Raw genomic sequence first — 22,621 nt, forward strand, 5'->3', positions numbered from 1 at the left:
TTACGCTTCCCCTAATCCACGCGCGCCAATCTTGAGCGCAATCGGGCCGAGCACTTCTTTTTGACGCTCGATCATCTCCAGAATTCCCTGCTCACCAAGTTCCAACATCGCGTTTAGCTCCCGGCGATCAAATGGAGCTTCCTCACCTGTTCCCTGAAGCTCGACGTATTTACCGCCGCCTGTCATCACCAGGTTCATGTCTACCTTGGCTTTGGAATCTTCATCATAGTTCAAATCCAGTACAGGCTGTTCACCCACAACGCCCACACTTACTGCGGCAATGAAATCCGTAATCGGGAACACTTGCAGTTTGTGCTGTTGAGAGATCTTGTTCACGGCAAGCGCCAGCGCTACAAACGCACCGGTAATGGACGTTGTGCGTGTGCCTCCGTCAGCTTGAATAACATCACAGTCCAGCGTAATCGTACGCTCACCAAGAGCCTGCAGATTAACTACCGAGCGCAGTGCCCGACCAATCAGACGCTGGATTTCCATGGTGCGTCCAGTTAATTTCCCGCGATTGGCTTCACGTTGGTTCCGAGTATGTGTTGCACGTGGCAACATGGAATATTCAGCTGTTACCCAGCCTTTTCCTTGCCCTTTCATAAAGGGAGGAACACGTTCCTCCACTGTAGCTGTACAGATCACCTTTGTATCTCCAACTTCAATCAGTACAGAGCCCTCGGCGTATTTATTCGTGTTCACTGTTAAATTCAGCGGGCGCAGCTGTTCGCTGGTTCGTCCGTTTGATCTCATATTTTCTGCCTCCTACGACTTAAGCATCCTGTAATGTTGAGCTTGTTAACATTTTTACGAATCCCTTATATTTTACCAAAGAGTTCGATTAAAAGCATCCTTAAGCATTCCTTGCTCATTAAATCGGAATTTCGTTGATATATTCAGGCTTGGAAACCGGCGCACTGTAATCCCGGTTGTCGTCACCCATGACCGTTTTTTGGCCATTCCATTCGATCTGCACTTTGGCATCCTTGCTGGCTGTGTTCTCCGCAGTAGTTAATACGACAGACTGTAACAGCTCGCTTGGCACAATATCCCCTTCGGCAAACATATCATCTTTCAAGGCAACCGTTACCGTGCCATCCTCTGCCGTTTTGACCGATTGCAGCTCTGTTCCGCCTGTCATGACCTCTTCCAATTCGCCACCTTTGTCAGGTCCCTTGATCAGTTCATTCAATGCTGCCTGCACCCGATCTTCACCAGGTGTAACCAGACGTGTCACCGGAACATAATATTGGATGCCTGCCGGCGAAGCAGCGGAGAAATAAACCGTTACCGGGCTGCTGTTCGTCACAAACGTTTCACCCAGATCCAGATTGATTCCCACAGCCCGATTCAGCGGTTCAGGCAACGGGGTGCTGTTCACCGGCATTTGCGTTAACTTTTTGCCATCTACCCAGATCTGCACATTCTCCACATCAGGCGTTCCCGTCAATGTCCACGTGACAGCTTCTAGCATTTTCCGTTCTTCCTTCGCATCATACTTGGCAAAATTACCCGAAAACTCAACAACCGCCAGCTTGTCATCCGCGTGAATCGTTACATTCTGCACAACCGTTCCCTGCGGGAGAACACCCTGGAATCCTTCAGGCAACATACCCGCATAGGCCCCGCCTGTGACAAGTGTATCCAGTGCTGTCTTTGGACTGCTGGCGTCTGTTCCAGAAGGAAGTGTCAGGGATACCGGAGCGAGCAGCCCCTGCTGGTCTTGCAGATATACCGTCGTTAACGGGAGCATTGCGAGTGCTCCATTCCCTTCGGCCGCTTGAATCATAGCTGCTTCCTGGATGGGCGGTGGTGGATCAACAGCTTCGGAAGACTGTGCTCCAAACATGCCGCAGCCTGACAATACCATAGGAATACTCAGCAGCGCTGCTGCCGATACCGTACGCAAAGACTGGATCTTTCTCATGATCACGTTCCCCCTCATCATTTTTACAGTTTGTACTACCATGTATACGAGCCTTTGTCCAAAAAATAACTAAAAGATAACAGCTTCGCTGAAAACTTATAAATTCTATGATCTTAAAGAAACGTAAAACAGGTTAATACGTATTAGGAAGCAAGAGTAGGGACATTGCTAACTTCAGAGGAGGAATCGCCCATGGAACATCCTGAGCAAGAAAAAATCCCTTACAGCCTGAATAGCCGCAAGGTGGCGGAGGCAACTAGGGAATGGCTGCATAAGCGGGGCGTCACGATCCCTGAGATCGCAGAACTGGTCATGTTATTGCAGAAAAAATATTATCCAGGTCTTACGATGGAAGAATGTATTGAAAATGTGGAGATGGTTCTCCGTAAACGTGAGGTACAGAACGCTGTTCTGACCGGGATTCAGCTCGATATTTTGGCAGAACAGGGGCAGCTCATATCTCCTTTGCAGGAGATGATTGAGAACGATGAAGGACTGTATGGCGTGGATGAGATTTTGGCATTCTCCATCGTCAATGTATATGGCAGCATTGGATTTACGAATTATGGTTATGTGGACAAGCTGAAACCAGGGGTGCTTGAACGTCTGAATGACAAGAGCCTGGGCCCTGTCCACACGTTCTTCGATGATATTGTCGGTGCGATTGCATCGGCAGCGAGCAGTCGGATCGCCCATCGCAAACAATCCGAGCTTGAAGAAGCACTGGGAGAAAAACCTGTCAGTGATGACACGGTATAATGCGTAACTCGTTTCATGTCTGATGCCATGTGGAACATTGAACATGTGTAAGGACGCTTCTTGAAATAACTGTTTAATAAAATAACTATTCATGGAAAAAGCGGCCTGATGGCCGCTTTTTTTGCATGTGTAAGATACTTTTTGATGATCCACATGTTATTATTTCAGATGTTTAGGTCGTACTGTTCCCATCAAACCAAAACCTTCAACCCAATTCTGCTCGGTAGGTGAACCAGATGTAGCCCGTTTCGGTCCAATCGTGATTTCCGGGCCTTTGCGCTCTCGCAACATGCCACGCAGCACAGTGATGCCAACGATGCTGAGTCCGGTAAATACATACATCATCCGCATGATAATATTACCAGAATCTGTGCCCGTCACCATGCCGTGAACCAGCAGACCAATGAACACCGGATAGGACAACATGTGGAACATGAACCACCATTTACGGCCCAGCTTGTTCCGCAGATCACTGGATAACAGGACAATCACTAATCCGTAGAAAGCTAACGTTCCAAGACCACTGCCGATCGGATGCACGGAGGCGGTAAAAGGAATCAGAAGTTCGCCCCAGGTAAACGGGCTATAGTGATCAATATATAACGTTAATGCGTGCACGAGTCCAAGTCCGAAGGCGAGCCAGGTCGTTCGAGTATGCCATTTGAACATGTCTGCTTTTGGTTTGCCTTTGGCAATAGGCATCCCTTGCGCAATTCCCAGAAACACACCGGCAAAGAGTAGCACATAAGCAGCAATTCCACTAATTCGAATGATATTCCACGTCGGCAGGTAATCTACAATCCATTGTGCCATAACCGACTCCCCCATATCTGTTAGACTTTTCCTAGATCAGACTGAAGCGATGATCCGGATCAAAACCCGGCCAATGCTCAACGAGCGTATCCGTATTCCCTCTAAAATAAATACTCCCATCCCGTGTCATCCACAGGACGTCATGCCGATCGTAATGTCGGTTTAACCAGCCCACGGCTTCGGCACTTCCCAGAATGCATACCGTCTTGGCAATGATCTCGCATTGCGAAGCATGCTGTCCCATAACGGTACACTGCAATACGTCCGTATCTGCCGACTCCATCGTCCGGGGGTCAATGAGGTGGTGTGCAAAGCTTCCATCCGTATTCTGCCATTGTCTGCGGGAAATACCCGAAGTGGCAACAGCTCCTCGCTGTAAGCGAACCGTACCTGACGCATCCCTCTGCCCTTGCAAAGGATCTGCTACTTTAAAGGTCCACTGGGGATAGTCCGGTGTACCCCATACCTGAATATCTCCACCCGCGTTAATTAAACCCGCCGGGATATGCAATGTTCGCTGCAACCAGTCCGCAATTCGCTCCACCGCCCATCCCTTAACGATCCCTCCCAGATCCAACTCAGCTCCAGGGTCCAGATGGACCATCCGGCTACCTTCCCGCTGAATCCATCCCGGACGACTATGGTCATGCCGATCCTCCATCATTCCTGAACTTTCAGTTGTTCTTGTTCGCAAAATGCGTTGAAGCAGCGGACGTTGCGGTTGTCGTTGTTGCACCTTCTCGAAGCTTATATCATATCCCGAAGCCTGAAGAGCCTGCGAGATACCCGGTTGGAAAATTCCTTCAGTCAGACCAATATATCCATAGGCCAGACTCAGCACTTCATCCATCGCAGCGGAGATGGGTATCCATCCGGTTGCATGATTCAGACGATTCAGTTCACTGTCTGCCACAAATCGGCTGAAGCGCTGCTCCTGCGTCTCAAACCAATTCTTGACCACGGTGGTTGCATGTTCAGCTTCTTCCCGCCCAGCGGACAGTTGCACTTCAACATCTGTGTTCATCGCACGGAATTGGAATCGGAGCGGACGAGCGACTTGCTCCGTGCGGCTCATGATGCACCTGTACGTGACTGATAGTTGCCACTGCTGTATCTGGGGTCTGTACCCTGGTTATTTTGCCCGATACGCTGAGAATCTGAATAATTATCCTTGTTACTCACGCTCTGATCTGGCCGAGCTGCTTGTGTGCTATCGGTTGTTCCATTATATTGACTATCATTATTGTCATTGTCCTGCGTGTTCCAGTTGTTGCTGTCCGTTGTACTGTTGATCCATTCGTCCATCACATCATCATGCGTATCCACCTGGCTTGAAGCAGTAACACTTGTATCTGTGCCATTTGCTGCTGCATAGGCCACATCAAAGGCATCCGAAGTTCTTACATATTGAAAGAGTGCAGCCACAGTCAACGTTGCTGCCGCTGAAGCTTGCCATTTTCTCCATTGATTCCGTTTTCTTCTGGTCATCGCTCTTCCCTGCTTTCTTTAGGGTGTGTCTCAAGACACGCCCTAGCGAAGTTCATAGATGTATGATAAGCGCGCTGGCTTAAAAATAGATGAATGAACCGTTAAGAGAGGCTAAAGCTTTATTTTAACGGTGCCCGTATCATACTAAAAAAAGACTCGGGACAGGTGAGTTTCCTGTACCGAGTCCCTATATAAGATCGCATTATCATTTCATATCGATATCAGTTATTCCATTTAGATTTGAAAATAGAACTTGCCATCCGGTTGCTGCTCTTGCTTCACTACTTGGCGCCGAATTAACTCCTGCAAATGAGCCAACGTCTCACTCATGGCAAACCTTAGTTGATGGGTACCAAGCCGATTGCCAAACATGTGTACACAGATGTCATACGCATTCGCTGATGACTCCTGAATTCGCTCCGCCAGCTTCTGAAGTCGTTCTTCATGGTGTACGAGCAGTTGGACGGTCCGTTCGTTAAATGTGGAAAAAGGATTCCGATGTCCCGGATACGCATGCTTGACGTTCAGCTCCCCAAGACGTTCCAATCCTTCCATATAAGACAATAATGGCTGAGGGTCACTGCCGGGTTGCAGACTGATATTCGGTGAAATCTGTGGCAAAACGGCATCTCCGCACAGAATCTCCATCGACTCCGGCGCATAAAAGGATAAATGGCCTGGGGCATGCCCACCCGTCTCCACAGCAACCCAACGTTTCCCGCCCATATCGATCCACTCACCGTCTTCAATGGGAGTCACCTTCGGAAGTGGTGTGATCTGCGAAGTAAATGCCTTCATATGTTCATGTATCTGCTCAGTCTTGTCTTCCGGCATACCGTGACGACCATAATAATCAGGTAAGATTGTATTAATGCGCGAATCAGATCCCCACATATAATCAGCCTCTTGGCGAGAACGTGTGGACATGCGAACGGGTGCACCCGTCATCTGTTGTATCCATCCCGACAACCCAAGGTGGTCCGGGTGATGGTGGGTCAGCACAATTTGATGAATATCGCTAAAGGTCAGGCCGAGATCTGCCAGCGCTTCTTCCCACTCCTGTTCCGTCTGCGAATTACGCGGTCCCGGATCTATGATAGTGATCGTTCCATCCGGTTCAGACAACACATAACTGTTCACCCATCTTAAGGGAAACGACATGCTGATCTTGACCCGGTGTATGCCCTCTGTCATGGGCATCTCTTCTGTGCGCTTCATGTTATCCCCCTTCCAGACTGTCTCTGTTCACTCCACAGGACGACGACCCACAAAAATCATGCGTGGAGAAGTCTGCTCGTCATATTTCTCTTCATCATAGCCGCCATGTACCTGGTCTACCCGGAGTCCGGCGGCACTTAACATCTGACTCAGTTGATCCCGTGTGTACAACTTCACACGCTCCTGATATACCCGCGGTTCATGTCCGGATGCGGTATCCGTAATACGAATTTCCTTTTGCACAAACCCATCCTCAATCTTGCGGAACTCCTCAATCCGCTGTCCTTCATCCTCTCGGACGGAGTGCGGCACCAGATGACGAGTCACATAAGCCGTATTCATAAAATCAATAATATAGCTGCCACCCGGGCGAAGCATGCGATGAATGGCACGTAATACTTTCAGTTGTTCTCCGTCCTCCAGGAAATAACCAAACGATGTAAACAGATTGACTACGGCATCAAAGCCACCTTTCAGTGGGAGTTCACGCATGTCCGCAAGACACCACGATACTCGGTGTTCAGTGTCCATTAGACGCGCTTCGCGTAAAAGCACATCGGACAGATCAACTCCGGTCACTCGCAATCCTGCATCAGCAAGTGCCATGGAGTGCCGTCCCATACCGCAGCATAGATCTAATACTTCAGCATTAGGCTCAAGCTTCAACCAATTGATCATTTTATGTACTTCCTGATGGGCACCCTGCACATCCCGGTGCTTGTATACGAGAAGGTAATCTTCTCCAAAACTCTTTTCATACCATTCCGTCATCCAATCTCGCCCTCCACTTGGTCACTGGCTCTTGTAGTACGCTATGTACAAGCCTGATCATTTCCCCTAGCTTTAATGTATTGTAACGTCTTTATTCTGCAAACTCAAAAAATTCCAGTGATTTTCCAACATTGAACAGCCAAAATGCACACGATATAATGTTAGACATATGCCTGCAAATCGGTTAATTATAAGCAACAGGAGGTGTTCTTATGATTCACATCGGACTTACCGGATGGGGCGATCAGGAAGATCTCTATCCAAACCGTACCAAAGCCAAAGACAAGCTCAGTCTATACGGACAATACTTCTCCACCGTGGAGGTGGATAGTTCCTTCTACGCCGTTCAACCCCGGGATCGAATGGCACGGTGGGCTGCAGAGACGCCCGAAGCCTTTGCTTTTATCATCAAAGCCTATCAGGGAATGACCGGACATCTGCGAGGCAAACCCTACTTCACCAGCACGTCGGAGATGTATAAGGCTTTTCGGGAATCACTGGAACCCGTCATTGAAGCTGGCAAGATGCGGGCAGCCTTGTTTCAATATCCACCTTGGTTTGAGTGCAATAAGGACAACGTCAAAGAGCTTCGTGAAGTGAAACTCAGAATGGAAGGTATTCCATGTGCACTCGAATTCCGTCATCGCAGCTGGTATGAAGATGGCATGCGCGAGCGGACGCTTTCGTTCATGAAGGAGCAAGGCTGGATTCATAGTGTCTGTGACGAACCTCAGGCGGGTTTAGGTTCCATTCCTATCGTGCCAGAGGCCACGGATTCGGAGATGACGCTGGTTCGCATGCACGGACGCAACGTGTCAGGCTGGCATCAGAATGGTGCGCCCAATTGGCGCGAGACCCGTTACCTGTACCGTTACAACAAGGAAGAGTTGTTGGAGTGGAGAGATTATCTGGAGCAATTGCAGGAGCAGAGCAAGGATGTCTATGTTATTTTCAACAACAACTCCGGTGGCGATGCAGCGGCGAATGCCCAGATGATGATGGACCTGCTGGACCAGCCGGTGAAGCCTTTCCCTGACCGTTCTGAACCGGAGAAGGAAGAAGGACCGGAGCAATTAGAGTTATTTTGATCCGAGCTAATGATGCAGTTATTCATATTATTGGGTGAAGGTAAGTGTATTTATCATTGCTATCATGCTGATCAAATTCGGGATTGGAATAACACTAAAAAGCGGCAAGCCTGAGGGCATTGCCGCTTTCTTTAGCTGGTAATCTACCTATAGAAAGCTATCCACATACATTCGTTTCGTTGCGTCAAACATCAGCGCTGCGCGGCTGTAACCGAAGAATCGATATGCGCCTCACGGAGCTGCTGATTCATTTTATGCGCTTCAATGCCAGCCAAGAGCACAATGCCAATCCCGTGGGTATCGTTCAGATTCCATCCCAGATCATCGCGATAATACAAGGCTGTAAACGAGTACCCGGAACCGCGACATACCCCGTATATATTACCTTTATAGTCAATCGACAAACGTGTCATGCCTTCCCATCCTTTGCGTACTGCCTCCAGATAAGGCTCTGGCTGTTCCAGCCAGCCTTCCCGAATACCACGGGCATAAGCGTAGATGAACATGGAGGTGCAGGAGGTTTCTTCATACGAATCCGGCCGGTTCAGCACCTGATGCCAAAGTCCATTTTCCCCTTGCAGCGCCAGATAACCTTGACTTAGATCACGATAGAAACGTAACAGTTCCGGCCGTTTCACATGATCATGTGGCAGGATGGATAACAATTCGGTTAATGAAAAGAGCACCCAGCCGTTCCCGCGTCCCCACGGAATGCCTGTCGCCCGACCACGCACAAAATCATACACATGGGACATGATCTGTTGTTCGGGAAGGTAGAGATACTTACGGAACATCAGGAACTGATTGATCGCATCATCCCAATACGCCCTATCTCCTGTCAACTGACCATAACGCATCAGAAAAGGTGTACTCATGTACAAGTCATCACACCACATCGTCTCTTGACGCATCTCCCCACTGCCGCGAACCCGGTATAAGGCACCATCCTCCAGACGTTCCTGCTCATCCGTAATGTAGCCCGCAATCCGATCCGCGGTATCTCTTCCCCCACGAATATCGCCCAACTTCATCGCAGCAAGCAGTGTAGAGCCAAACGAACCACAATCATCCAGACTGTCTATCGCAGACAGTTGATTATTAATTCCTGCCGCACCATACCCTTCCCGATCCCATAGGCCGTAGCGATCAAATGAAGTGCTCAGTTCAATATGTTGCCGCACATACTGAATGTAATCATCCCGCCCCAATTCCTGTCCCATCTGGAGAAGTCCAAGCAGGGTAACGCCAAGCGGATAATTCCACTTTCCGTAATGTGTATTCTCCAGATAGGGACGAACATGCGTATCGGGAAGATCTACACGCCAATACACACCTTGTGCGCCATCATCAAATACGGTATCTGTTCGCACGATGTCGGCGTGCGATGGTTCAGCACCGGGAGCAAACACACCTGTGTACAGCCAGGGATCAGAGCACCCCGCAACCGGATGAGGAGGTTTCAATCTCCAGCCTGTGGAACCCGAACGCTCGGCATCTTCCAACTGGAATCCCCATGAACCGCCAACTGCCTGAATTTCACCTTTCGCGACCAAATCAGATGAACCGTAACGGCGCGGGAGTTCAACGTGAAAATTACCACTACCTCCAGCAGAGTATACTTCCGTGCCATCCACATACAGAGTCAAAGCTCCATCATGACGGCCTTGTAAAATAACTGACGTTGATCCTGGCAAGGTTACATTCAGTTTGGACCACGCATAGGCAACAGCCCGTTGTTCGGTACCAAAGATGCGGGCAAAAGAACCCATGCTCTGCTCCTCAACTGTCCAGTCCCTTCGCGGATACCAGGAAAGGCCAGTTTCTTCTTCTGTCATGCCGTCACGAGGAAGAGATAATACAGGTTCATCGACGGGTTCCGAATATAACCAGCCCTCCTGTCCTTGACGATCTGCCCCAGGAGTGAGGAAGTGCAGCGGGAAATTTTTGAAAGAGGCTGTTCCGTAGATACCGCCGAATCCCACTTCTGTTTTGACAAAACATAGCAACACATCATTCCAGCCATAGTTAACGGAAATTGGAATCTGGGTTCTTCGCTCAGGAAATAACTCCTGCAACAACTCGGACTTGAATACCTCTTCGCCGTTCACGTAGATCGTCACCGGACTATAACAGTTCAGGCCTGTATTTAACGTTGTATTCTGCTCGCTCCATAACTTGCCCCATACATACACGTACTGCCCTGCATGCGCCTCTGCACATTTCTCATTCAGATTCAGGTCGTAGCGATAGTCCCCAAGTCTACGAAAACCACCCTGATGATAAGCTCTGAACAAAAAGGAATGTTTCGGATGATCACCAATATAACGCTGAGCCACCGTTGTCAATATATCCGGAATTGAATCGTACACCTTGCCTGCAATCGCCTCGTTCTCATGAAAATAACGAATGATCGTCAGCTCCCTTCCTTATACCTTGATTCGTTCGCTTAGCCGCAATGTCTCTCCGCCCTGCACTTCAACAACCTGTTGATCTGCCGTGAACCAAACCGGGATGGCAGACGGATTATGGATGATGGATCGATCGGCTGAACACTCCAATCGTTGCACCGCTTTCCAATAGGCAATCACTTCGATGTTCGTCGCGTACCAGATATCGTCCCTGCCGCCAATCTGCTCACCAAACTGTTCGATGATCTCCCAGTTGTCGTTGTCATTGAACTCATAACTGTGGCCCCAGACGTAGAGTAACAGTGGCGTACCTGTTTTGGAATGTTGGATAAAACGTTCAGCATGCCCCGCCAGATCATGGTTATGATGACACGTCGGATGCCATTCAAGCGGCCGATCTGGCAATGTGTATCTGCCGTGTGATTCAACGGTACGGGCATAATCAATGCCAAGCCACTCCAGCTTTGTACTTAACGCACGGTCGTACCCTCCGTTGGGATAAGCCATGCCTCGTACCGGATAACCGACGAGCTGCTCCAATGCTTTTCGGTCTTCGATAATCTCTTCGGTCAATAGTTCATTCGGAACATAAGGTAGCGTAGGGTGAGTAACGGTGTGAACGGCTACTTCATGCCCCGTATAAAGTTCAGCGACTTCCCCAGCCTCAATGCGGCCTGGATTACCCAAGGTACCGGAGTTCAGATTAAAGGTTCCCCGTAGACCATACCGATTACAGATCTCCACCAGTCTGCGATCATGCACCACTCCGTCGTCATAACTGAGCGTTAACGCTTTCATCACACCACCTGGATAGCGGTCAAACTGAATACGATGTCCCATCCCTTACTTCCACTCCTTTATCCTAATTCTTCAACAGGTAAATGACCTGCATCCTGTAATCGATGATGTTCCGAATCAAAATACGTACCTTCCAGCAGACCGATCAATGTGTTGGTAATCCGCACTTCAATGTCGTTGTCTCCCGGACGCAACCAGGAGGCCTCTCCCTTCCAGCGATACGGAGACCAGCATCTCACACCCAGACTATGTCCGTTCACCCGCACTTCTACCACATCCTGCACACGCCAATCGCTAAATTCCAGTTCAAACGAGGTAATATCTTCCCCTGGCTCATCCAGCCAGAACGTGCGTTTATAACTCATTTCCCCGGCAAAATAGGGATACAGCGGCTGCGGTTCAGGTCCGATACGAAGGGCCGTGTCCGACTCCCGTACAAGCGAAGTCATGCCTTCATGATGGAACTCCACGCCGAATCTTCCCTGTAGATACAGGGGATCCACGATGCCATCCTCATCTTTCGTTACCTGCACACTCACCGTCATTTCGTTAAGACCGCTGTGCAGCAGCTCTGTAATATCACAAGCGATATTATTGTGGTCGGTTATTTCAATTGGATCGAATTGTTCCTTTTCAAGCAGATGCCCATTAATCTCCATCGACCAAGTGCCCGAGACCGCCGCTCTGTCCATGAATAAAAGGCATGCAGGCAATGCCGTTCTCAGCTCAAATGTGGTCGTATAACGGCACTCGATCGGGTAAGCGACGGATGCCTTTTTCGGTGTGCCAAACACCTGATTAAACTGGACTGGCAGATGCTGCTGCTCCGATAATTCTGCCGCCTGATCAATAAACGGTTTTACAGCTACATGCTGGCTTTCCAGAATCACACCATTAGCATTGGAAGCCTGAAGATGGAATTGTCCCATTCGCAAAATGTTAGGCTGCACCGTTTCCAGTCGCCATGGCCCTTCCGAAGGGACCATGATCTTACGGGCCTGATTAGCTCCTGCCGATACAGCCGTTACGAACCCCGAACCGGTTTTGTCTGTTACATCCACCTTCGTTGTTAATGCCTCTTCCTTCGCAGGTTGTAAAGTAAGACGAACAGCATGTGCTTCATAAGGCGCCAGCGTAAGTGAAATACAACATTCCCCGCCACTGCTCGTATACGGTAATGTCTGAAGCTGTCCTGTCTCCAGATCAAGTCGTTCTGCCACCAGACAAGCACCCTCTGTCAGCTCTGTTCCATCCCACAGCTGTCTGGCGACCAGCTTCAACTGTCCCTTCAGGTCCTGACCCTCCTGATTGGTCAAAAAAACCATGTGCTCTCCAGCCGACAATTGACGGGTGTGCATCAACAGGGAGGCGCTCTCCTCCTCCATAATCCAGCAGATGGGTTCGGGCAATACCTGATCGAGCAGAAGAGAGATCAGCTCCAGCGAAAAGTCATCTCCCTGCCCCGTTCCTGCGGGTAGAAAATAAGAATTCCCCTCACCTTGATGCCACATGGTTTCACGCTGATCATGATCAGTTGTCCCGCTTCGACCCCAGTACACTTCTTGCGGCTGTTCACCCGCACCAAAGAACTGGGTAGCTTCATCTCCCTCCGGACTTCCCGACTGAATCGCAATATGCGGTGGCATTCCAACAGAGATGACAGTTCCTCCCTGCCGAACAAATCGCTTCACCTGTTCCCAAGCCGCTGCCTCCAGATTCAGCATCGGTGGCAGAATCAGTACGTCATAACGGGCAACGCCGAGCTGAATGATGCCATCCGTTAAGTCAGCTTCCGCCAACAACTCGGGATCAAGGTGATCATAGTCACGTCTGTTTTCGAGCAGATGGGTAGTAATCCGCATCCAGTCCTTCGTCAGGCGCTCCAGTTGCGCGCGTTCTAATTCGTCCTCGCCGCTATACTCAAATCCATGCAGCGGATTACCCATCAGACTCCAGAATGTCGTCGTTGGGTCAAGGACGGCAATACGAATATCTGCTGCTCCGGTGCTCATGAGATAGCTCAAACGTCCGGTATAATCCCCCAACTGCCGGAAATGCTTCCAGTAGGGATTCTGTAAAAATTGAGATGGCGGTGCGTCATGCTTCGCAAGCCCACCAATCGTATAGAAAAAGGCGTGAAAGTTATAAAAATTGGTGCCCATGGCGGCCATGCGATCAATCATCCACTTGGCATCCTGTAGCGTCATGGACCAGCCTACACTGTGAAAACATTCAATCAGATTGCGGCTTCGGCCCAATTGCCGGGCAAGCGAACTGACCATCTTGGGATTGTCACGCATCTTTTGGCCATATCGTTCCAGAATCCACGATAAGGATCGTCCAATTTTCTCATGGGCCGAATCACCACCTGGCATATGGCTGAACAACTGGGTGGTCATCCGTACGCCAGGCACCTCAGCCGCATACTGGATACCTGCTTCCTCACACCAATCATGCACCTGTTTGTGATAGGACTCCCTGAGAAGCAGGTGCAGTGACTGGTAATAGTCATACCGAATCCGATGCGCGTCCGGAACATCACCATATAACAGCGCCGGTAGCGAATCGATCAGACTATAACCACAACGCTCACTGAAATAACGGGGAAGCTGTTGGGACCAGGGGATACGGCCCAGCGGTGCAATCTCATCCGAGAACATGCCTTTGATTACGCTTTCAAATTGATCTCCAACCGCTGACTTATAACGCTCATGTGTCAGTTCAATAAAACGGCTCATCGCTTCCTTGTGACAAGGATCAACAAAGTTGCCGTAATATTTGAAGTCGTCGATTTCCATTTCTTGAAATATAATCAACTCCCAATCACCCGGGGGAACATCCCACAACAAGCGGAACGCTGTTTGGTAGGTGAAGAACCGCTTGCGGTTATACGATGTGAGTCCTGTCTCCTGATAGACCTGATCGGTCTGGATATTGCCGATTTTGCTGCGCAAATCAATGGATTCATGCCACAACCGTTTGCCCTGTGCATCCTTGGGAATCGCCTTGGCAACCAAGACTCGTCCCCATGGCAACTCCAGTTCCACAGCTTCTCCGCCCTGAACCACCAGCTGGTGATGTATGAGCTGTCGCTGCTTCGCTTCAGGGAAATCAAGGGTCACTTCCCCGCCAGCCATCCCGCTTGGATATGGATATTCGTCATATAACCATACCTGCATGCCATGGTCGGCAGCTGCCTGCACTGCAACCCGCACCTTATCGAACCATGCTTCAGAGAGATAGGGAATCTGTAGTCCCTGACGCGGACAGATGAAGAATCCGCCTACACCTTGCGCGGCCATCTCAGCCACCTGCCGCTTAATCTGCTCTTCTTCCATATCCCCGTTCCAGAACCAAAAGGGATGAACCCGGTACTGCGCCTCGGGATTTTCAAATGCATCCCCGTTCCACATGTTGCCTTCCTCCCTGCATGTTCAAGAGTGGTCGTTAAACTTTACCAATAACGTTCATTTAAGTTCAAATAGGTTTGTTTCGCTTTGATTATACATCAAAAACCATATTCAGGAAGTCATAATTTCCAGAAAGTTGGATGATTTTTTTGTTCACGGATCAAGCCATTACAGCGATAAAAAAAGCCCGACTGTCCCCGTTACCCTGAAAGCACGGCTGCCGGGCTTTTGCTTATAAGACTACTTCAGTGCAGCGTACAGTTCATTGACTTCTTTCACATAATCGTCTCCGCCGTTGTTCTTCCACAGGGTAACAGCATCTTCGAATCCTTTCTCATCAATCTGACCTACGATATATTTGATCCGTGCATCGTTAATGATATTGTCCAGCTGCGGTCCTTTCTGAGCATAAACATCAGAGATCAGCGGTTCACCAGGATTGGCGATGACAATCTCTTCGTTGGCCTTCTGCACCTGTGCAACCTTTTCACGGACAGGTGTCTGTTGTACGCGAAGCGTTTTGTCCTCGGGAACAAACATCAAAATCTGATTCAAGCCCTGCAGATCGCGGAGAGCAAGCTTGTCAGTGGATGGAATGATATAGTTTTCTTTTTTCTCATACTGCTTGCCTTCCAGTCCATTCCCAAGCAGCGCCTGCAATTCTGGCTCATTGAGTTGATCCAGAAAGCTTAGCACCTTCTTCAGTTCCTCTTCGGTTTTGACACTGCCTTTGGAGATGGCAATCATTCCGGAATATCCGGACGTTGGCATATCCCGCAGCCCCTTCGGACCTTCCATGGCTTGCAGCACATCCACACGTCCTGTCGCATTCGGGTCTTTATCCAGTATTTTCTGGTCCATGCGCTGGGCATTATCTGCCACATCGACCATGACACCCGCTTGCCCATTCACAAATGGGTCAGGCAGTTTCGTTGCATCCATCACGGCAAAGTCCTTGTTCACCAGACCCTCGCTGTAGATCTGACGGAAAAATTTCAGTGCTTCCATGTATTCTGGTGTCTCATGCGCCGGAATCAGACCTCCGCTGCCATCATCTCCCCATTTGTTGGGGGCACCGAACCATACCTGCATGTTATCCCACGGGCCCGTGAATTTGCTGGCTACCAGACCGTACGTATCATCCTTTCCGTTACCGTCCGGGTCATCCTTCGTGAACGCTTTCAATACATTGTAAAATTCATCAATTGTCTTTGGCTCTTCCAGCCCCAGATTCTCCAGCCAGTCCTTACGGATAGTCACCCCATTACGTCCCAGAGGGCGAGCCCGATAAATCCCATACGTTTTGCCATCGATAGAGGCATTGTTGGTGATGATTTCATTCATTTGGCTCAGGTTCGGATAGTCCTTCAGATAAGGACCCAGTTCCCAGAATGCTCCGGTTCGTGCCGCATTAATGAAACTTGGAGACTTCCCTAACACCACCATAATCTGAGGCAGCTTTCCCGAGGCCAGTGTAATGTTGAATTTGTCTTCATACGAGCTGCTTGGCACCCACTGCAGGTTCACGTCCACCTTGGTCAATTCCTCCAGCTTCTGAATCACAGGGCTGTTGTCCGGCGGATTCTCCGCTTCAAAGTTCGGTAGCATAATCGTGAGTTGATCGGTGCCACCCGCAGCGGTTCCTGAATCTGATTTGTCCGTGGAGCATGCGCCCAGAATTGTACTAAGTACCAGTGACGCAGAGAGCAGCAGTGCCCCTTTTTTGAATCCGTTTTTTTGTCCCATACGTTCTCCCCCTTGGCTTTAGCCTTTGATTGAACCTAACATGACACCTTTGGCAAAATGCTTCTGCAAAAACGGATACACCAGCAAAATCGGAATGGTACCTACAACGATCACCGCCATTTTGATCGACTGCTCTGGTGGCTGAACAAAATTGGGGTCCATGTTTGCCATATCTCCGACACTGGCTTGTGAGAGTAACACGATCTGTCTCAGCATGACTTGCAGTGGCCATTTGTCACTGTCGGAGATGTACAGCAGTGCCGAGAAAAAGTTGTTCCAATGTCCCACGGCGTAAAACAAGGCAAACGTGGCAATGACTGGCTTCGATAAAGGCAGTACGATTCGCCACAGCACTCCGAGATCCGAACAGCCATCGATGCGGGCCGCTTCCTCCAGCCCGGGCGGCATTTGCTGAAAAAAGTTTTTGACTACTATTAAGTTAAAAGCGCTGATCGCGCCAGGAAGCATAAGGGCCCAGTAGGAATCAAGCAGTCCCAGTCCACGAATGACGAGATATGTTGGAATCATGCCACCGCCAAATAACATCGAGAAAATTACCATGTTCATCATGACGTTGCGACCCCAAAAGTCACTTCTGGATAGTGGATAAGCCATCGTTAGTGTGAAAAACAGATTGACCAGTGTACCTGCCACCGTGATGAAAATGGAAACACCAATGCTGCGAAAGATCGTGGACGATGAAAAGATATACTCATACGCGCTGAAGGAAAACACCTTCGGAATGAGGAAAAAACTGCGTTCGGTAATCTCGGCTTCCGTTGCGAAAGAATTCCCTATAATATACAGGAACGGAAGGACGGTTAATATGCCCAGAATCCCCAGCATGACGTAATTGAAGATATCAAATACCTTGCCGGCAGGGCTGTTGTATAGACGGCTGTTCATGGGCGCTCCTCCTTAATAAATTCCGGGATGGCCAAATTTTTTCGCAAGTTTATTACTGCCAAGCACCAGAATAATCCCCACCACAGACTTGAATAGTCCAACAGCAGTACTGTAACTGAATGCACCTTGCGTAATCCCGACCGTGTACACATACGTATCAAATACGTCCGCCACATCCCGGTTGAGGGAGTTGGTCATCAGATAGATCTGCTCAAATCCGGTATCGAGGAAGTTCCCCAGTCTGAGAATAAGCAAAATGACTATGGTCGTACGAATGGCTGGAAGCGTGATATGCCACATCCGCCGTAATCGTCCGGCGCCATCCACAATGGAGGCTTCATATTGTTCCGTATCGACACCTGCGAGGGCTGCCAAGAAAATGATTGTGCCCCAACCCATCTCCTTCCACATCATCTGAACAATAATCAGCGGACGGAACGAACCCGGACTGGAGAGTACATCGATAGGTTTGCCTGTAATCCAGGCGATCAGGTCGTATAACACCCCGCCCTGCGGGGTCAGAAACACGTACGTGATACTGGCGATAATCACCATGGATACAAAATGGGGTACATAGACCAGCGTTTGAATCGTTCTTTTGAAGAAAGCGACCCGAATTTCATTTAATAATAAAGCTATAATGATCGGTGCCGGGAAAAAGAAGATAAGATCATACAGAGCAAGAACCAGCGTATTGCGTAATAGTCGGAAGAAGTCCGGGTTGGAGAAAAAGTTCGTAAAGTTCTCCAGCCCCACCCAGTTGCTCTCCCGGATGCCAAGGAAAGGCTGGTAATCCTGAAAGGCAATGATGATCCCCCACATGGGCAAGTATTTAAAGATGACAAAGTACAAAAAGCCGGGAAGCACAAGTACATATAACCATTTGTTTCGTTTAATCTGCCTTTTCCAATTGGACTCCTGTTTTAATGGCCTTGTGGCCATATCCGCTTGAGCAGTTGCAGCGCCGTTGGTATTCCAGTCCGTCTTCCCGTTCATCATGTCTCCCCTCCCTCAACGATGTAAGCGTTATCAATTAACCTGATACTCAGACTATACATCCGATCTTTTTCCGGCAACCTTCATTTTTTGCATACCTCCGGCATGATGGTCGGAAAGCCCGCTATAACGCCATTTTCACAAGAAACTGAACATAACGTAGCAGGTAGAATTGCACATTTTTGCGGGTTTATCCTTCTTTGTATCACCGTAAAAAAAAGAAAAAAAACGACATCCACTAAAGCTGAATGCCGGTCTGAAATGACAAAAATATAAACGGTTATTGTCCAAACCATTGATCGCGATACTGACTCGGGGTAACACCCTCCTGTTTCTTGAAAATCCGATTAAAATAACTATGCTGATATCCCACAGCCGCCGCAACATCATTGATTTTCATCGTTGTCTCCCGTAACAATTGCTTCGCCGCCTCCATTCTCACACGTGTCAGATAATCAATAAAATTGATGCCCGATACCTGTTTGAATGCCTTGCTCAGTGCATAGGGTGTCATCTGCTCCGCGTCAGCACAGTTTTCCAGCGAAATGTCGCTGCGGTAATGTGTATCGATGTACAACATCGTTCGTTCCACCACCAGTTTCAGCGGTTCCTGCGATCGTACCTCAACCTCTTGTATATAAGGTATGAATACCTCATTTATCATCCACTGTCTCATTTGTACAGGTTCACGAATACCTGATAAACGTTCATACATGTTGCAACCACCAAACAGCTTATAAGGTGTGACCCCCGTTTGCAACATCATGTGCTGAATACTGCCGAGTAATTGCAGCATCATCTGCTGCACCTGAAATTCGGTACTCCCCGTCCGCGTAATCTCACTCATGAATTGTTCCAGCACACGTTCAGCTTCGTCCTGCTTGCCCAGCCTGATCGCCTGTAGCAACTCACGTTCCAGTCCAAGCGGATAGGAAGCTGCTTCGTTTCTGCGGAAACACGCCTCATCCTCCAGATCGAGTATCTGACTTCCTTCCTCCACACTGCGATATGCCACGGCCTGTTCCATCTCCACGAATCGTCCAGGCAATTCCTGAAGTGAAGCTGCCGGGCGGCTGACCATCAAGGTCACCTTCATTTTGAGTGTTCGTCCAATGACCTCCACTAGCTCCTGTCCCCATAACATCGCTTGTGACTTCACAGGTTCGTCCTGAGGAGCAATCACAAGCATGGCGGAAGACAGGTCATGAAAGTTCATGACACTGATCTGCCTGAAATAATTTTTCGCCACTTCCTGAGTAATATTCACTGCTGCAAAGGTAACTAATCCCGTGTCCTGGCTTCCAAATCTGCCTTGCAGCTGCTCGTACCCCGTAAAATACATCTGCACCAGCAAATACTGCTGGCCCTCCAGCTCAAATCCGAGATGACGCATGCGCTGCTGGAGATCCTGCTCATTATAGGCATATAGATGTCCCTGCACAAGTTGTAAGACAAAGCTGTCGCGCAGATGAGGAAGTTGCTCCTGCAACTGGCGATGTGCCGTTACACTGCGGGAGGTCAGTTCGTTCCACTGTTGCTCCAGCAGCTCAAACTCGTCCAGCTTCTCATCCGTTGGTGTAGTTTCGTTTCTACCAGGCGTAAGCAGGTGCAGCATCCGTGCTACAGGCGAATAGATGCGGCGGGAAGCAAACCAGGATAACAACAATCCCAGGATGAGACTGCCTGCACTCGCAATGACGATGATCTTGGATACCAGCTTGACGGGCGAAGTGACTGAGGTCAAAGGTGCTGCGGAGACGTACGTCCAGTCCGAATCAATCCGACTCAACGAGCCATACGAGACAGAATAGGTCTGATCCTCATATCGGAACAGGAATGAGCGGCTATCGGCATGCAGGGCCACTTCTTTTTTTAGCTGCTGCTCAAAAGCAGAAGTCTCTCCCGCCGTTCCCGGATTCCCGGTAACCAGTGTGTTGCCTTCCTGATCCATAAGGAACGTTAAACCTTCATCATAAGGAGTAAGCGTTTTCAATAAACTGGCGACTTTCTCGTTATCCAGCGTGATGATCAGTGCACCAAATGGATTCATGCTCTCCCCCGGAATCTTATGTACAAGAACGAGTGCATTACCTGCATCCGTGTGCAGTAGACTATCGTTGGTCGAAGGTGCGGTATGATTGTTGACGCTGGAAACCCAGTCTGTCCAGTACACGTGGTTGCCCATGGAGAGGTAACGATCATACGCTTGTACTTTGGCATCATCGTTCAACTCGTTATAATCCCGATTAAACAAGATCGGCTTCGGTTCCTGCAAATACAGCTGGGCTGACTTGATCAACGGGTGGGAACCTTGTAATACATATAATGTAGTCACAATCTCCTGCGTTTCATTGAAATAATACACAAAATCCAGCGTTCGTAGTGCATTGCCAAACCTCGGTTCAAAAGCCCAATGGGATAAGTTCATCTCCAGATAGGCTAGTTGATCATCTACGTTGCGTGCCCGATTCTCGATCTGGTTCTGATGCATCCGATTGAATTCGGTTTCCATCCGGCCAACAACCTGTTGATACATGACGATCCCTGTGATTAGTCCGGGAATGCTGGCAATGAGTAAAATAAGCATCAGGCTGTTTCGATAAAATCGTCCTTTATGCCTTCCTGCCTTTAAATCGGATAAACGCTTGAATCTGCCAAATATTCGATCGCTCCTAGTCGGTTCCATCGCTGCTCACCTGCCTGCTTGCATCGGGTCTGACTGTCATGGAAACTTCCTCAACTCCCCTGAGAATATATGGATGAAATCCTTTTCTTGTATTATACGCACAATCCTCAGGTGAATGAAACGATCTGTAACCGATCATTTTTTTAACCAATGTTTTATTAACATGACAAAATGGATTACAATGAGATATAGCAAACATGAAGGAGGCCTTTTTAATGAAAGAACAGACTTATTTTGAACAAAATAGAGAAAAACACCTGGCAGAACTGAATGAATGGTTGTCCATTCCAAGTATCTCTGCCATTTCAGAGCATAAAGAGGATATTAACCGTGCAGCACAATGGGCAGCAGATGCGCTCACACGTGCAGGTATGGAGAACGTAGAGGTCATTCAAACGGCTGGACATCCGATTGTCTATGCAGATCACCTGCATGCACCCGGCAAACCGACGGCTCTGATCTATGGACACTATGATGTACAACCTGTAGACCCCCTTAACCTGTGGGAAACGCCACCTTTCGAACCTACCGTTCGTGATGGCAAGCTGTATGCCCGTGGTGCAACGGATGACAAAGGACAGATCTTCCTACATATCAAGGCAGTTGAAGCCATTCTCGCCGAAAACAAAGAACTTCCGGTTAACGTTAAGTTCTGCATCGAAGGCGAAGAGGAAATCTCCAGCCCGAACCTGCCCATCTATCTGAATGACAATACGGACAAGCTGCGTGCAGACATGGTACTGATCTCGGATACATCCCTGCTTGAAAAAGGAAAACCTGCGATCTCCACTGGCCTGCGTGGCCTATGTTCGCTTCACGTGGATCTGAACACAGCCAATACCGACTTGCACTCCGGTTCATTTGGTGGTGGAGTACCCAACGCACTGCACGCACTCGTATCCTTGCTCGCTTCGTTGCATGATGAGCAAGGCCGCGTGAGTGTAGATGGTTTCTACGACGGCGTACTGCCACTGTCTCCTGAGATGAGAGAAGAATTTGTGAAACAGGGCTTCAATGAAGAACAACTTCGTCAAGACCTTGGACTGGAGCAATTGTACGGCGAAGAAGGTTACTCGTTCGTGGAACGTGTAGGCGCTCGTCCAACATTGGAACTGAACGGCGTATGGGGCGGTTTCCAAGGCGAAGGTAGCAAAACGGTTATTCCGAAGGAAGCTCATGCCAAAATCACCTGCCGCCTCGTGGCGGATCAAGATCCACAACATGTATTGGATCGTATCGAAGCACATCTGCGCGCTCACGTTCAACCGGGTGCAACGCTGCATGTGAAACAGATCGAGAAAGCTTTTGCTTTCAACACCGATCCTTCCAATCCAATCCTGCAAAAAGCGGCAGATGCGTATGAGCACGTGTATGGCGTTCGTGCCCTCTTTACCAAAGATGGCGGCTCCATTCCGATTGTTGAGAAGCTCTCACGTGTACTCGAAATCCCAGCTGTCATGATGGGCTTTGGTTTGCCGGATGAGAATCTGCATGCACCGAACGAGCACTTCAACCTGGAGAACTTTGATAAAGGGTTGTTGACGATTGTTCAGTTTTTGAAGAGTTTATAATAGTTGGGGCTCATCGTTCTAAAATAAGTGCTG

The 22,621-nt window shown here is 49.0% G+C and carries 17 protein-coding genes; 3 read left to right on the forward strand and 14 right to left on the reverse strand.

Features of this window, described 5'->3' with window-relative positions; all coding sequences use genetic code 11:
• Window positions 1-756 (reverse strand): ribonuclease PH, encoded by a 756-nt coding sequence (gene rph / locus IFU39_RS29335; RefSeq protein ID WP_017692572.1) that lies wholly within the window; start codon window positions 754-756, stop codon window positions 1-3.
• Window positions 757-874: 118 nt separating this feature from the next.
• Window positions 875-1,930, reverse strand: coding sequence for a GerMN domain-containing protein (locus IFU39_RS29340; RefSeq protein WP_091011844.1), 1,056 nt, complete (start codon window positions 1,928-1,930; stop codon window positions 875-877).
• A gap of 192 nt (window positions 1,931-2,122) precedes the next feature.
• Here IFU39_RS29340 and IFU39_RS29345 point away from each other — a divergent pair, with 192 nt between their 5' ends.
• Window positions 2,123-2,689 (forward strand): phosphatidylglycerophosphatase A family protein, encoded by a 567-nt coding sequence (locus IFU39_RS29345; RefSeq protein WP_105601152.1) that lies wholly within the window; start codon window positions 2,123-2,125, stop codon window positions 2,687-2,689.
• 159 nt (window positions 2,690-2,848) lie between these two features.
• On the opposite strand, the gene IFU39_RS29350 is transcribed toward IFU39_RS29345, so the two are convergent.
• The 5 genes from IFU39_RS29350 to IFU39_RS29370 form a co-directional block, all read right to left on the reverse strand.
• Entirely contained in the window at window positions 2,849-3,502 is a 654-nt protein-coding gene (locus IFU39_RS29350; RefSeq protein WP_192136264.1) for a ferric reductase-like transmembrane domain-containing protein, read from the reverse strand.
• A 31-nt stretch (window positions 3,503-3,533) separates the two neighbouring features.
• Window positions 3,534-4,577 (reverse strand): FAD:protein FMN transferase, encoded by a 1,044-nt coding sequence (locus tag IFU39_RS29355; protein ID WP_192136265.1) that lies wholly within the window; start codon window positions 4,575-4,577, stop codon window positions 3,534-3,536.
• On the reverse strand, window positions 4,574-4,990 hold the full coding sequence (locus tag IFU39_RS29360) for a hypothetical protein (RefSeq protein ID WP_192136266.1): 417 nt from the start codon (window positions 4,988-4,990) through the stop codon (window positions 4,574-4,576). The genes IFU39_RS29355 and IFU39_RS29360 overlap by 4 nt, the downstream gene beginning before the upstream one ends.
• A gap of 234 nt (window positions 4,991-5,224) precedes the next feature.
• Window positions 5,225-6,208, reverse strand: a complete 984-nt coding sequence (locus IFU39_RS29365) for an MBL fold metallo-hydrolase (protein WP_192136267.1) — start codon at window positions 6,206-6,208, stop codon at window positions 5,225-5,227.
• A gap of 27 nt (window positions 6,209-6,235) precedes the next feature.
• A complete protein-coding gene (locus tag IFU39_RS29370; protein WP_105601159.1) occupies window positions 6,236-6,979 on the reverse strand; it encodes a class I SAM-dependent methyltransferase in 744 nt (247 codons plus the stop codon).
• Between the two features lie 212 nt (window positions 6,980-7,191).
• Between IFU39_RS29370 and IFU39_RS29375 the strand changes: the two genes are divergently transcribed.
• Window positions 7,192-8,067: a DUF72 domain-containing protein gene (locus IFU39_RS29375; protein ID WP_192136268.1), complete on the forward strand. Its 876-nt coding sequence runs from the start codon at window positions 7,192-7,194 to the stop codon at window positions 8,065-8,067.
• Between the two features lie 191 nt (window positions 8,068-8,258).
• Here IFU39_RS29375 and IFU39_RS29380 read toward each other — a convergent pair whose 3' ends face one another.
• From IFU39_RS29380 to IFU39_RS29410, 7 genes are all read right to left on the reverse strand, one after another.
• Window positions 8,259-10,403, reverse strand: a complete 2,145-nt coding sequence (locus IFU39_RS29380; RefSeq protein ID WP_342345686.1) for a glycoside hydrolase family 88/105 protein — start codon at window positions 10,401-10,403, stop codon at window positions 8,259-8,261.
• A gap of 90 nt (window positions 10,404-10,493) precedes the next feature.
• Window positions 10,494-11,315 (reverse strand): polysaccharide deacetylase family protein, encoded by an 822-nt coding sequence (locus IFU39_RS29385; protein ID WP_192136269.1) that lies wholly within the window; start codon window positions 11,313-11,315, stop codon window positions 10,494-10,496.
• 17 nt (window positions 11,316-11,332) lie between these two features.
• Window positions 11,333-14,686 carry a glycosyl hydrolase gene (locus tag IFU39_RS29390; RefSeq protein ID WP_192136270.1) on the reverse strand — a complete coding sequence of 1,118 codons (3,354 nt, stop codon included), beginning with the start codon at window positions 14,684-14,686 and terminating at the stop codon, window positions 11,333-11,335.
• A gap of 237 nt (window positions 14,687-14,923) precedes the next feature.
• Complete coding sequence (locus IFU39_RS29395) at window positions 14,924-16,429, reverse strand: extracellular solute-binding protein (RefSeq protein WP_192136271.1); 1,506 nt, start codon at window positions 16,427-16,429, stop codon at window positions 14,924-14,926.
• 18 nt (window positions 16,430-16,447) lie between these two features.
• Entirely contained in the window at window positions 16,448-17,335 is an 888-nt protein-coding gene (locus IFU39_RS29400) for a carbohydrate ABC transporter permease (protein ID WP_017692544.1), read from the reverse strand.
• Between the two features lie 12 nt (window positions 17,336-17,347).
• On the reverse strand, window positions 17,348-18,277 hold the full coding sequence (locus IFU39_RS29405; protein WP_026081491.1) for an ABC transporter permease: 930 nt from the start codon (window positions 18,275-18,277) through the stop codon (window positions 17,348-17,350).
• A gap of 334 nt (window positions 18,278-18,611) precedes the next feature.
• Window positions 18,612-20,918, reverse strand: coding sequence for an AraC family transcriptional regulator (locus IFU39_RS29410; RefSeq protein ID WP_192136272.1), 2,307 nt, complete (start codon window positions 20,916-20,918; stop codon window positions 18,612-18,614).
• 314 nt (window positions 20,919-21,232) lie between these two features.
• On the opposite strand from IFU39_RS29410, the gene IFU39_RS29415 reads away from it, so the two are divergent.
• Entirely contained in the window at window positions 21,233-22,588 is a 1,356-nt protein-coding gene (locus IFU39_RS29415; protein WP_192136273.1) for a dipeptidase, read from the forward strand.
• Window positions 22,589-22,621 lie beyond the last annotated feature (33 nt).

It is taken from the genome of Paenibacillus sp. CFBP 13594, from assembly GCF_014842675.1.
GTDB lineage: Bacteria > Bacillota > Bacilli > Paenibacillales > Paenibacillaceae > Paenibacillus > Paenibacillus amylolyticus_B.